15 protein-coding genes and 1 pseudogene are annotated in these 11,872 nt (G+C 69.9%); 8 read left to right on the top strand and 8 right to left on the bottom strand.

What is annotated here, in order from left to right; all coding sequences use genetic code 11:
• Positions 1-65: 65 nt before the first annotated feature.
• From ACIPVB_RS03705 to ACIPVB_RS03690, 4 genes and pseudogenes are all read left to right on the top strand, one after another.
• A complete protein-coding gene (locus ACIPVB_RS03705; RefSeq protein WP_400367085.1) occupies positions 66-416 on the top strand; it encodes a VOC family protein in 351 nt (116 codons plus the stop codon).
• A 407-nt stretch (positions 417-823) separates the two neighbouring features.
• Entirely contained in the window at positions 824-1,042 is a 219-nt protein-coding gene (locus tag ACIPVB_RS03700; RefSeq protein ID WP_400367084.1) for a three-helix bundle dimerization domain-containing protein, read from the top strand.
• A 434-nt stretch (positions 1,043-1,476) separates the two neighbouring features.
• The gene (locus ACIPVB_RS03695) at positions 1,477-1,689 is read left to right on the top strand and encodes a three-helix bundle dimerization domain-containing protein (RefSeq protein ID WP_400367082.1); all 213 of its coding nucleotides are present in this window, start codon (positions 1,477-1,479) and stop codon (positions 1,687-1,689) included.
• A 129-nt stretch (positions 1,690-1,818) separates the two neighbouring features.
• Positions 1,819-2,583 (top strand): annotated as a pseudogene (locus ACIPVB_RS03690) (cation diffusion facilitator family transporter); the annotation flags it as partial.
• Here the strand turns inward: ACIPVB_RS03690 and ACIPVB_RS03685 are convergent.
• Together ACIPVB_RS03685 and ACIPVB_RS03680 are read right to left on the bottom strand one after the other, a co-directional pair.
• The gene (locus ACIPVB_RS03685; RefSeq protein ID WP_400367080.1) at positions 2,558-3,523 is read right to left on the bottom strand and encodes a DNA topoisomerase IB; all 966 of its coding nucleotides are present in this window, start codon (positions 3,521-3,523) and stop codon (positions 2,558-2,560) included. The pseudogene ACIPVB_RS03690 and the gene ACIPVB_RS03685 sit on opposite strands and share 26 nt — an antisense overlap.
• A gap of 5 nt (positions 3,524-3,528) precedes the next feature.
• Positions 3,529-3,798, bottom strand: coding sequence for a Rho termination factor N-terminal domain-containing protein (locus ACIPVB_RS03680; RefSeq protein ID WP_400367078.1), 270 nt, complete (start codon positions 3,796-3,798; stop codon positions 3,529-3,531).
• A gap of 266 nt (positions 3,799-4,064) precedes the next feature.
• On the opposite strand from ACIPVB_RS03680, the gene ACIPVB_RS03675 reads away from it, so the two are divergent.
• Both ACIPVB_RS03675 and ACIPVB_RS03670 read left to right on the top strand, forming a co-directional pair.
• Complete coding sequence (locus ACIPVB_RS03675) at positions 4,065-4,910, top strand: DUF4097 family beta strand repeat-containing protein (protein ID WP_400367076.1); 846 nt, start codon at positions 4,065-4,067, stop codon at positions 4,908-4,910.
• Positions 4,910-5,515, top strand: coding sequence for a PadR family transcriptional regulator (locus ACIPVB_RS03670; RefSeq protein ID WP_108318305.1), 606 nt, complete (start codon positions 4,910-4,912; stop codon positions 5,513-5,515). Before ACIPVB_RS03675 ends, ACIPVB_RS03670 begins: the two co-directional genes overlap by 1 nt.
• A gap of 4 nt (positions 5,516-5,519) precedes the next feature.
• Here ACIPVB_RS03670 and ACIPVB_RS03665 read toward each other — a convergent pair whose 3' ends face one another.
• Positions 5,520-6,029 (bottom strand): universal stress protein, encoded by a 510-nt coding sequence (locus ACIPVB_RS03665; RefSeq protein WP_400367074.1) that lies wholly within the window; start codon positions 6,027-6,029, stop codon positions 5,520-5,522.
• A 149-nt stretch (positions 6,030-6,178) separates the two neighbouring features.
• On the opposite strand from ACIPVB_RS03665, the gene ACIPVB_RS03660 reads away from it, so the two are divergent.
• A complete protein-coding gene (locus tag ACIPVB_RS03660) occupies positions 6,179-6,361 on the top strand; it encodes a DUF3073 family protein (protein WP_116537293.1) in 183 nt (60 codons plus the stop codon).
• A 194-nt stretch (positions 6,362-6,555) separates the two neighbouring features.
• Here the strand turns inward: ACIPVB_RS03660 and ACIPVB_RS03655 are convergent, their stop codons facing one another.
• The 3 genes from ACIPVB_RS03655 to purM are packed head-to-tail and all read right to left on the bottom strand — an operon-like array spanning position 6,556 to position 10,394.
• Complete coding sequence (locus ACIPVB_RS03655) at positions 6,556-7,773, bottom strand: CynX/NimT family MFS transporter (protein ID WP_400367071.1); 1,218 nt, start codon at positions 7,771-7,773, stop codon at positions 6,556-6,558.
• Positions 7,770-9,245, bottom strand: a complete 1,476-nt coding sequence (gene purF, locus ACIPVB_RS03650; RefSeq protein ID WP_400367069.1) for an amidophosphoribosyltransferase — start codon at positions 9,243-9,245, stop codon at positions 7,770-7,772. Before purF ends, ACIPVB_RS03655 begins: the two co-directional genes overlap by 4 nt.
• Positions 9,246-9,251: 6 nt before the next feature.
• The gene (gene purM, locus ACIPVB_RS03645) at positions 9,252-10,394 is read right to left on the bottom strand and encodes a phosphoribosylformylglycinamidine cyclo-ligase (RefSeq protein WP_400367068.1); all 1,143 of its coding nucleotides are present in this window, start codon (positions 10,392-10,394) and stop codon (positions 9,252-9,254) included.
• A gap of 93 nt (positions 10,395-10,487) precedes the next feature.
• Between purM and ACIPVB_RS03640 the strand changes: the two genes are divergently transcribed.
• Positions 10,488-11,099, top strand: coding sequence for a zinc-binding alcohol dehydrogenase (locus ACIPVB_RS03640; RefSeq protein ID WP_400367067.1), 612 nt, complete (start codon positions 10,488-10,490; stop codon positions 11,097-11,099).
• Between the two features lie 3 nt (positions 11,100-11,102).
• Here ACIPVB_RS03640 and ACIPVB_RS03635 read toward each other — a convergent pair whose 3' ends face one another.
• Together ACIPVB_RS03635 and ACIPVB_RS03630 are read right to left on the bottom strand one after the other, a co-directional pair.
• Entirely contained in the window at positions 11,103-11,438 is a 336-nt protein-coding gene (locus ACIPVB_RS03635; protein WP_400367065.1) for a potassium transporter Trk, read from the bottom strand.
• A 61-nt stretch (positions 11,439-11,499) separates the two neighbouring features.
• Complete coding sequence (locus ACIPVB_RS03630) at positions 11,500-11,856, bottom strand: sterol carrier family protein (protein WP_400367063.1); 357 nt, start codon at positions 11,854-11,856, stop codon at positions 11,500-11,502.
• Between the last annotated feature and the right edge of the window lie 16 nt (positions 11,857-11,872).

Here is an 11,872-nt window from a genome sequence, read left to right as displayed (position 1 = left end):
TTTTGCACACACGATTCCCGCGCGCAGCAAAGGCGGCACCGGCTTGTCGCAGCTAGGTTGACGTGATGGAGCTGAAGGCCGCCACTGTGGGAATACCTGTCCGCGATTTAGACGCTGCCACGTCCTGGTACCGGTCTGCGCTGAGTCTGGGAGATGTCGACCTCGCGCCCTTGGAGGGCCTTGTCGAATTCAACCTCGGACCCATTTGGCTTCAACTGGCCGCCGACTCAGAGCACGCTGGCGGAGAAGGTATCTCGCTCAACTTCAGCGTGCCGGATGCGTCCGCCGAGCACGCGCGCTTCAAAGACCTCGGCCTCGACGTGTCCGCGATGCAGTTCTTCGAGGGCGTCGTGGAGTTCTTCACCCTGACCGATCCCGACGGCAACAAACTGGGGTTCGTCACCGAACTGGCTTAACGCAACCGACGTGCGGCCGCCGCGGGCGGACACCTGCGGACTCCGGTGCAGAACCGGTCGGTTTGGCATCACCTTCCCGCGCCGCCGCGGCTCGGGTGCTGCTGGGCTTGTCCGTGGTGGCGACGGGCGTTCCGTGGACGCAAGGGGGGTTGGAGTGTTCGTGCTTCGTTTGTCTGGTTGACGCTGCGCCCGCGTATCGTCACATGCAAATTGGGAGGTGCGTGGAACCTTGTCAATCGACATGATCACCATGATGATCTTTGGGCCCGGCCTGTTTCTGGTAACCGTTGCGATGGGCCTGATCGCCGCTCGCAGTAACCGTGACTGAGCGACCGCCTCGGCTTTCCACCCGCGGTTTGAGGCGGATGTCGGCGCCCGCCTTCTTCGCCGGGGCGCACACTGAGTGGGTGAGCGTGACGGACCCGGCGGACGAGTATGAGGCGCTCTTCCACGTCCTCGTCCGGGTGTCACATCGGTTTCCGTCTGTACCGGAGGAGACGCTCGTCGAGCTCATCGCGGGTGAGGTCAGCCGGTTCGGCCAGGTGCGGCTCCGTGCGTACGTACCGGTTCTCGTCGAGGGCAATGTCGTCAGGACGTTGCGGGCGACACCGCGCCCGCAGACGTAGGCGCAGAACGCCACCTTCGCTGACGGTTCGGCCGTCGCCTCGCCACGTCGTGCGGCGGAATAGCGAAGGAGGGCCGCCTTTTGGCGGCCCTCCCCGTAGTCCGCGGCGGCGTGTCAGCGGTGCGGATCTTGCCGATCAGGTCGCGGGCGCTGGCTGCTCCGCCGCCGAGGGTGAGATCAGCGCGGGTGTCAAGGATCTGCTCGCTGATGGAGCCGAGTCCGCGGACTCCCCCTCAGCAGACTCCTTTCCCGGCACAGCACGGACAAACATCCCTTACCAGAAGGCTGAACGTCTGGTGCCGCTGCACCACTGTTCCCCCGCGCACCCTCCTGCCTCGGCACAGACGTCGAACGCAACCACCGCAGAACATGATCCCCATCTGCATTCCGCTGCCGATTTCCTCGCCCCCCCACGCGCGCCAATACGATTGCCCGGTGACCACCGAGCCTGCCGATGAAGAGTCCGCAATCAGCGAGATTGTCGAACGTCTCGAGGAACGGTTCCCTCAGAGCTCCCCGGAGACGGTCCGCGCAGCGGTGGAGGACGCGCGTCAACACTTTTCACGCGCCAAGGTCAAGGACTTCGTGCCGCTGTTCATCGAGCGCGAAGCCCGCGCTCGCTTAGAACGGCCTTTGCCTCCCTCATAAGCCCTTGTACCCGTAGTCACAGCCTGCGGCCCATCGTGGGCAAGTAGCGCGACCAACGGCCGCCAGTATCGAACTAGCGCTGAGCGGTCGTCTCTCGTTGCGCGGGATGTAAGGAAGCGGCTCGCGCGTCGCCCGCCGACGACGCAGCATCCGTACGGCTTCCACCGCTCGGTCGCGGTCGGCCACCTCGTCGCCGCGGTCGCCCTGACCGGCATGGGCACGTTCCTCCTGGTCGACTCCTCGATCAACCTCCTGCGCGGCGAGCACCCGACGATCGGCACCGTCAACCTGTTCGGCGTCACGATCTGGCTCGGGTGGCTGATGATCGCGGTCATGGCGGTCACCGGCATCCCTCCCGTGATCCTCGGCCGGATCAAGCTCGGCCTCGCACGCCAACTGCACAACAAGGTGCTTTACACCGACGCCGACATGAACATGGCTGACTGGCAGACCTCGCTCGGCACGATCGTCGGGGTGCTCGGGATCGGCGTGGGCCTGTGGTGGATGGATGCCGCGGCAGCCATCTTCATCTCGGGCAGCATCCTGCACGACGGCGTCAGCAACTTGCGGGCGGCGGTCGTCGACCTGATGGACGCCCGCGCGACCACGTTCGACGACAACCACCCGCACCCTCTCGCGGGCCGGGTCGATCAGTACCTCGCCGACCTTCCCTGGGTCGCCCGCGCCGGCAGCCGGGTGCGTGACGAGGGACACGTCTTCCACATCGAGGCGTTCGTGGTGCCGCGAGGCAAGCGCGTCGCCCTCGCCGACATCGAGCGCGAACGCCAGGACTGCGTCGCGCTCGACTGGAAGGTGCAGGACATCGTCATCGTGCCGGTACCCGAACTGCCCGACGTCGTCGACGCGGTCACTCCCCCAGGATCAGGCGCCTGATCGCGGCATCCTTCGATCCGCCCACGTCCATCGTGCGCCCCTTGCGGTAGAGCGAGAAGACGCGGGGATCGATGTAGCTCGCGCGAGCGACGGCCGGGGTGTTGCCCAGGGCCTCGGCCGCACAGCGGACGGCGGCCAGCTCGGCCTTCTTGCGTTCGTTCTTGCCCCCGACCGCTCCGGCGCGGGCGAGCGACTCGGCCGCCAGGATCGTGCCACGCAGCGTCCGGAAGTCCTTGGCGCTGAACGGACCGCCCGTCAGCGACCGCACGTACGCGTTGACGTCTCCGGGGGTCAGCGGCACGCGCCGGCGTCCTCGCTTGTAGCTGAGCAGCGCGGCCCGCGATCGTCCGAGGGCGAGTTCTTCGACGATGGATGCCAGCTCCGCATCGCGCAGCGACAGCTCGGCCCGCTTTCCGCTCTTCGCCGGGAACGACAGGCGGATCAGGTCCCCCTCGACGACGGCGTCACGTCGCTGCAGGGTGGTCAGACCGCGACTGCCGTTGGTGACGAAGTAGCGGGCGTTGCCCACGCGCGGCGCGACGAGGTCGAGGAAGCGGAACGACACCGCCAGAACGCGCTCGCGGTCGATCTCGGCGCGGCGCAGCGACTGCGTGACCCTCGCCCGGGCGCGCGGGAGCGACCCGGCCAGGTGCAGCGCGCGGGCGAACTTGCCCTTGTCCTGCCGCTTCGACCAGTCGGCGTGATAGGTGTACTGACGCCGACCGGCCTCGTCCGTGCCGACCGCCTGGATGTGCGCGTTGGGCTCCCGGGCGATCCAGACCTCGCGCCAGGCCGGAGGGATGACCAGACCCCGCGCGCGCTCCGCCTCGTGTTCGGGGACAGCGGCGCCGGTGTGGTCGACGAAGCGGAAGCCCGAGCCCGTCCGGACCCGGCGGTACCCCGGATCCTCGTACGGGCGCACCCGGATCAGTCGCGCCATCGCGGTCAGTGCGAACGGAGCATGTCGATGAGCTCCGCTTTCTTCTTGCGCGAGTACCCGGTGAGGCCGAGCTCTTTGGCACGCTTCTTCAACTCGACGACGGTGCGATCCTCGTAGTCCTCGGCGTGGCCGCCCTTCTCACCGACGGCGCTGCGGCCCTGGGCGGCGGCCGCGTTCGAGATCCGCGCGGCTTTCTGCTTCGAGTCGCCCTCCGCCCGGAGCTTCTCGTAGAGCTCGGGGTCCTTGAGGCTGTTCGAGCCGCGTCCGTCGGGCATGGTCGGTCCTTCCGTCGATGCCTCGACCGTAGAACCGCGCCGTCCGCGGCGCCGGGAGGGTTGACACCGCCGCACCCCCGCTCGCCGATCCCCCGCCCGCCGCCATCCGCTCCCCCGCAACAAAACGTCGCCGCGCCCCGCCCCGGCGGCGAATTCGCGCGGGGGAACAGCGACGGCGACGAGGGTGGCGGGAGGGGGTTGACGAAAACGCGATATATCTCGATACTCGACACAACGCGATATATCGCGAGTGAGGAGTGGGAGACATGGAGAAATGGATCGTCCACCCGGGCGAGACGCGCGTCATCGACGTCGACGGACTGCGAGAGCTCAAGATCGGCCTGGTCGGCGGCCAGGTCGACGTCATCGCGCACGATGAACCCGACGCCCGTATCGAGGTGCACGGCGTCACCGTCAAGGACCTGCGCATCGAGATGGTCGACGGCCGGCTCGAGATCGACCATCCGCAGCTGCGGTGGGACAACTTCCTCGAGGTGTTCCGCAACTTCGGCGCCGGCGGCCCCAGAGCCGAGGTGAGCGTCGCCGTTCCGCGCACCGTCGCCCTGACGCTCGGCGTCGTCAGCGCGAGCGCCCTCGTCTCGGGCCTGCGCACCGACGTGCGGCTGAACACCGTCTCGGGCGACATCATGGTCGACGGCCTCGTCGGCGACGTCGACCTCAACGCGGTCTCGGGCGACGTGCAGGTGCGCGAGCTCGACGGGGCCCTCAGCGCCAACAGCGTCTCAGGCGACGTCGCAGCGACCGGACGCATCACGAAGGCCTCGATCGATACAGTCTCGGGCGCCATGCTCGTCGACTCGACGGGACCGACGCAGTCGATCTCGCTCAACTCCGTCAGCGGCACGGCAACCGTGCGGCTCGACCGGTCGCTTCCCGCCAACTACGTCTCGCGCTCGGTGAGCGGTCGCGTGCAGATCGACGGCCAGGTGCGCTCCGGAAAGGGACCGACGAACTACACCGGCTCGAGCGGCACACTCGCGGGACAATTCGTCGACGTACGCGCGAACACCGTCTCGGGCGAGATCACCGTCCTGCGTCGCGGCATCTCGGGCCTTCGCCCCGAGGAGCTCGCCGGAGAGGAGGAGTGGTGATGAGCCCGGTCTTCTCGCACGGCGACCTCCGCCTGTACATCCTGAGCCTGCTCGACGAGGCGCCGCGCCACGGGTACGACCTGATGCAGGCGCTCACCGAACGCACCGGGGGCACCTACTCGCCGTCGGCCGGCACGATCTATCCGCGCCTCGCCAAGCTCGAGGAAGAGGGCCTGGTCACCAAGACCGTCGACGGCCGCAAGACCGTCTATGAGATCACGGATGCCGGTCGCACCGAGGTCGCGGCACGCTCCGGCGACCTGCAGGGTATTCAGGCGGGGTTGGCCGACAGCGTCCGACTGATCGCCGACGAGGTGCGCGGCAGCGTCCGCGACGCGATGCGGAGCCTGCGCGCCGACCTGGCCGCGGCTTCCCGCGAGGAGCGGGAGCAGGCGCAGCCCTCGCTCGTCGACGACGCCCGGTCGCGCAGCCGCGAGCAGCTGTCGCGCGCGGACGCCGCCCTCACCGAGTTCCGCGGTCGCGTGCGCTCGGAGCTGCGCGCGCACGTCGCGCGCGGCGGCGAGCTGCGCGAGGCCGGCGTCGACGAGATCGAGGCGGCGCTGCGTCAGGCGTCCGACGCGGTCGCGCGCGCGATGCGGGTGTGAGGCCTCACTCCCAGGGCAGCTGATCGTCGGCGCCGACCGGGTCTTCCTGCGGGACGACGAGCACCGGTCGGCGCTGGCGGTGGCTCAGGCGCGCGGCGACCGACCCGGTGAGGAACTCGCGCACCGACTCGCCGATGCCGCGCTTGCGGGTTCCCACGACCAGAAGGGACGCGCCGGTCTCGTCGGCCAGACGGATCAGGGCGAGCGCGGGGTCGCCGATCTCCTGCCGCACGCTCCAGTCCAGGCCGTGACCAGCCAGCACCTCCTCGGCGGCCGTCCGCACGTCGTCGAGGGCGGCCTTGGCCGCCGCGCCCGCGATGTCCGCCGTGGTCGAGTGCACGTAGCCGTCGGGGTCTTCGAAGGCCACGAAACGCGTCGTGTCGACGTGGACGACCAGCAGCTCCGCGTGCGCCAGCGCTGCGTAGCGGGCTGCTTCTCGCACCACCCGCGAGGACTGGCCGGGTACGACGCCCGCGATGACGGGCCCGGCGGCCGGGCGGGGCTGATCGCTCATGACGGCTCCTCTCACGGGTCGGCGACGCCCGACGGCTCGGCCGGAATGCGCCGTGATATCCTGAGTGCTACTCTTACCGGCTCGGTCCGGAACCGCAATACGCAGGGCCCGCAGTGCGGCCCTCGACGTCGATCGTGAGGGGGTCTCGCATGGGGCGTGGCCGTCAGAAGGCGAAGAACACCAAGATCGCCCGTGAGCTGAAGTACGACACCTATTCGGTGAACTACTCGGCTCTCGAGCGCGAACTGGGCGCACCCGCAGCGGGTGAAGACGCCTACGTCGACAAGTGGGCCGACCAGTACAGCGACGAGTACGAGGACGAGAAGGCCTGACGCCTTCACCCTGCGTTCCCGCCCGCTGCTGATGCGGTGCGTTCGTCGTACCCGATGAAACACTCACCGAAGGGCGCCGACATTCCGTCGGCGCCCTTCGTGCGTGTCGGCACGCGGGCCGTCCCGGTCGTGCCCCTCGCGCACCAGCCCCCTCGCGTGCCGACATCCGTCGCGTCGACCCGGCAGGCGCCGCGTCACCACACCCGTCCCGTGCGCCTCTCCCACGCGTCCTCGATGCTCTCGCGCCGCGCCATGACCACCGCCGCGGGCGCGGCCGCGCAGATGACCACGCCCAGGATCACCAGCCCCGCCGTCCAGCCGCCGGTCAGCTCACGGGTCAGCCCGAGCGTCAGCGGCATCAGCGCGGCCAGCCCGTAGCCCACGCTCTGCACGAACCCGCTGAGCGCGACCGTCGTCTCGTGCGAGCGCGTCCGCAGACCGAACAGCGTCAACGCCAGGGGGAAGAGCAGAGGTGGGATGCCGATCAACACCACCCACAGCACGGTCGCCGCCGCGGGGGCGACGAGCAGGCCGCCGATCCCGGCCAGTCCGCCGACCACCGCGATGACGTAGAACGGCGTCGTCCGCCCCAGACGCGCGACGAGGACGGGGACCACCAACGACACCGGCAGCCCCATGAACGAGAAGATCGCGAGCAGTCCGCCGGCCTCGGCGGCATCCACCCCGGCGACGTCGATGAGCAGCAGTGGCATCCAGGCGAACATCGAATACGCCACCGACGAATTGACCGCGAACGTGGCGACCAGTGCCCACGTCTGCGGCACGCGCACGACGCGGGACAGCACCGACGCGCGGGGTTCTTCGACGACGTCGGCGCGCGACGCCCGGGCGCGCAGGCTGAGCAGCAGCCACGGCACCACCGCGGCGACGGCCACCCCCGCCCACGTCGTGAACGACCCGCGCCACCCGATGGCGTCGGACAGCGGGACCGCGACGAGCGGGGGGACGAACGTCGCGACGGCCATCGTCGTGGAGTAGACGGTCGTCATCAGTCCGATCCGGGCGGGGAAGTACTTCTTCACCACCGTCGGCAGCAGCACGTTGGCGACCCCCACCGCCGCGAAGATCCCCGCCGTCGCCGCCAGCAGCGACCCGGCGTCGACCGCGGCGGCGCGCAGCGCGAGCATCGCCGCACCGAGGATCGCGGCGATCAGCACCGTGCGCTCCAGGCCCAGGCGCCGCTCGATCGCGGGCGTGACCATGCCCGACACCGCGAACGCGACGGGGGGAGCCATGCCGATCAGTCCGACGATCGCCGCGGGCACGGCGAAATCGCGCTCGATCACGGTGAGCAACGGCGACAGCGAGGCCACGGCGAGCCGCAGCGTCAGCGCGAGCAGGACGACGGCCGCCGCGGCGAGCACGACCCGACCCGCCGGCGCGCGGGTCAAGACTCCTGGCTGCCCTCGACCCAGGCGAGATACTCGTCCGAGACGCTTCCCGTGACGTAACGACCGTCGAAGCAGCTCATGTCGAGGTCGACCAGGTCGGTGCCCTCCATGATCGCCGCCTTGAGATCTTCGACCTCCTGGTACACCAGGTAGTCGCATCCGAGCTCCGCGGCGATCTCGGGGATCGTGCGTCCATGCGCCACCAGCTCGTGACGGGAGGGCATGTTGATGCCGTACACGTGGGGGTAGCGCACGGGTGGGGCGGCCGAGGCGAACGTGACGCTCAGCGCACCGGCATCCCGCGCCATCTGGATGATCTCGCGGCTCGTGGTGCCGCGCACGATCGAGTCGTCGACGAGCAGCACGTTCTTGCCCTGGAACTCGGTCGACATCGCGTTGAGCTTCTGGCGCACGCTCTTCTTGCGTACCGCCTGCCCGGGCATGATGAAGGTGCGGCCGACGTAGCGGTTCTTGTAGAAGCCCTCGCGGTACTCGATCCCGAGCTTGCGGGCGACCTGCATCGCGGCCGGACGCGCCGAGTCGGGGATCGGCATGACCACATCGATGGCGCCGGCGGGCGTGTACTTGGCCACCGTGTCGGCCAGTCGCTCGCCCATGCGCAGGCGCGTCTCGTACACCGAGACGCCGTTCATGACCGAGTCGGGGCGGGCGAGGTAGACGTACTCGAACGAGCACGGCGCGAGCATCGTCTCATCGGCGCACTGCTGTGCGTGCAGGGTGCCGTCGAGCGAGACGAACACCGCCTCGCCGGGTTCGACGTCGCGGACGACTTCGAAACCGGCGTTCTCGAGCACGAGCGACTCGGACGCCACGATGTACTCGTCGCGCGGCTCGCCGCCGGGCACGTGCGCGGCGGGACGCTTGCCCAGGATGAGGGGACGGATGCCGAAGGGGTCGCGGAACGCGAGCAGTCCGTAGCCCGCGATCAGCGCGATCGAGGCGTACGAGCCCTCGACGCGCTCGTGCACGCGCGCGACGGCGCGGAACACCTGGGCGGGGTCCAGGTCGGGACCGGTGATCTCGGACTGCAGCTCGGAGCCGAGGATGTTCACCAGCAGCTCGGTGTCGCTGCTGGTGTTCAGGTGCCGACGGTCCTTCGAGAACAGCTCGCTCGTCAGCTCGCGCGTATTGGTGAGGTTGCCGTTGTGCACGAGCACGATGCCGTAGGGCGCGTTGACGTAGAAGGGCTGGGCCTCTTCTTCGTTGGATGCCGTGCCCTTGGTCGCGTAGCGCACGTGCCCGAGTCCGATGTCGCCGAGCAGCGCCCGCATGTCGCGCGTACGGAACGCCTCGCGGACCTGACCGCGCGCCTTGTGGATGTGGAACACCCCGCTGGACTCGGCCGTCGCCATGCCCGTGGAGTCCTGTCCCCGGTGCTGGAGAAGCAGGAGCGCGTCGTAGATCTCCTGGTTGACCGGACCCTGCCCGGCCATGCCGACGATGCCGCACATGGGGTGTTAGCTCGCTCCGTTCGCCGGGTGTCCGGCATCCGCGTAGGTTCCGACCAGCCGCACGGCTCCGCCGTCGACGCCCTTGGCGCCCTGCTCGTACTCGCCCTCGGGACGCGCATCGTCGCGGACGACGCCGACCTGCCAGGTCGCGATGCCGTCGGCCGTCAGCGCCGCGGTGACCGCATCGGCCACCTCGGGAGCGACCACCGCGAGGAAGCCGATGCCGAGGTTCCACGTGCCCTCGGTGGCGGTGAGGTCGAGTCCGCCCATGTCGGCCAGCACCTGGAAGACCGGCGACGGGCTCCACGTCGAGCGGTCGACGTCGACCCACGTCTGCCGCGGAAGCACGCGGGCCAGGTTGGCGGCGATACCGCCTCCGGTCACGTGGCTGAGGGAGTGGATGCCGCCGCCCACCGCGCCGTCGTCGAGCAGACGAAGCAGCGGCGAGGTGTACAGGCGCGTGGGTTCGAGCAGCGCCTCGCCCCAGGTCGCGCCGAGATCGGCCGACGCGGCACCGTAGGCGATGCCCGCGCCGGTGATGATGTGACGCACGAGCGAGTAGCCGTTGGAATGCAGCCCGCTCGAGGCGAGGGCCAGCACGACGTCGCCCCCGCGGACGCGGTCCGCGCCCCGCACGCGGTCGGCCTCGACCACTCCGGTCGCGGCCCCCGCGACGTCGTAGTCGTCGATGCCCAGAAGGCCGGGGTGCTCGGCGGTCTCGCCGCCGACCAGCGCGGTACCCGTCATGGCGCATCCGCGCGCGATGCCGGCGACGATGTCGGCGATGCGCTGCGGCACGACCTTTCCGCAGGCGATGTAGTCGGTCATGAACAGCGGACGCGCGCCGACCACGACGATGTCGTCGACGACCATGCCGACGAGGTCTTCGCCGATCGTGTCGTGCTTGTCGATCGCCTGCGCGATCGCGACCTTGGTGCCGACGCCGTCGGTACTGGTCGCGAGCAGGGGCTTGGCGTAGTCGCGCAGGGCCGAGGCGTCGAACAGACCGGCGAAGCCGCCCACGCCACCGAGCACTTCGGGCCCGTGCGTGCGGCGCACGGCCGACTTCATCAGTTCGACGGCGAGGTCTCCGGCGGCGGTGTCGACGCCGGCAGCGGAATAGGGGTTCTCGTGGGGAGCGGAAGCCACCGGAACAGACTACCCGTGGCGGACACGCGCGACTGTCGCGCAATCGGGGCAAGACCCGCCCCGCACCCCTGCGGGCGTCCCTACAATGGCGCCATGACGGGCGGTCAGCCGGAGTGGGTGATCCGCGAAGACGCGGCGCAACCGGTGCTCGTCGCGCTGTATCTGCGGCAGCTGATCGGCATCCGCTCCCCCGAGGAGCTGCCGTCGCTCCGGCGCGTGCCGACCCCGCTGACACAGCGGAGATCGGATGCCGCGCACGCGCAGCTCGAGAGGCAGTGGCGCGAGTACTGGGCGATGACCGTCGAGCCGCAGGCGCATCCCTCGCCCGTGCCGCTCGAGCTGCTCGAAGGCTTCGACACCCTCGTGGCCCTGCCCATCGGCGGGGCCGATGCCCTGCGCGAGGCCGCAGCGCCTCACGCCGACGACGCGGTGGACTACGCCCGTCTCGCGCACGACCGGTACGCGCGGGAATCCGCGGCGCGCCCCGGGGTGTCGTATCGCGCCTACGCCAGCGCGATCGCCGCGCACGAGCGCGCGGTGGGCCGCCGCGCCCATTCGTTCGAGCTCAACGTGCAGGTGCTGCCGCTGGCGCAGCGGGGGGTGTGGTGGATCGGCTCTCTCACCGTGGCGGTGACCGACGGGCTCCGGGGGGACGTCGCGGCGTTCGACGCCGCCATCCACCCGATCATCGCCGAGTTGGCGTGAGGCTCAGACCTCGTACTGCTCGTGGTCGACGGTGACCAGGCGCGTACGTGCGCCGAGGACGCGCTCGAAGATGAGCGCGGCGACCGCGGCCAGGGAGATCCCCACCACGACGCAGATCAGTGCCGTGAAGCCGAACACCTGCAGCTGCGAGTACACGACCTGCGTGTAGGGGCTGACGTTGGCTCCGTCGATCGCGACGGTGAGGATGAGGGCGGCGAGGATGCCGAGGAAGGCACCCGCCAGCATGAAGACGCCGTACTTCGGTGCGCGGCGCACCGTGACGGTCTCGATGTCGTCGCGGACGTACACCGGACGCTCGGGGACGGGCTGGTCGGACATACGCATATTGTCCCACCGTCGGGCGTCGAATGGGGCGGGTTCTTCGTCGTCGAGCGACCTGTCACGGCCGCAGCGGCAGCAGGGCGCTGAGGTCGGCGCGGACGCCGGAGGCGACGATGCGGCCGGCGGTGACGGCATCCGCCCACACCTCTCGACCGGTGGCGACGGCGATCCAGGTCGCGGCATCGGTCTCGACCACGTTGGGCGGGGTGCCGCGGGTGTGGCGGGGGCCCTCGATCACCTGCACGGCGCCGAAGGGCGGAACACGCATCTCGACCGAGTTGCCCGGGGCCTTCTCGGCCAGCAGCTGCAGCAGGTAGCGCACGGCCGTGGCCAGCGCCGGGCGGGGGGCGTCACCCGCGGCGACCGCAGCGAGCGCGGCACGACCGTCTGCGGTCTCGATGCGGCGGGGAGGCATGGCCCCCACGCTACTC

This window comes from Microbacterium sp. NPDC090007 (assembly GCF_044748345.1).
Taxonomy (GTDB): Bacteria; Actinomycetota; Actinomycetes; order Actinomycetales; family Microbacteriaceae; genus Microbacterium.
Note: the sequence above shows the minus strand (reverse complement) of the source record. Positions and strands in the feature narration are given on the sequence as shown.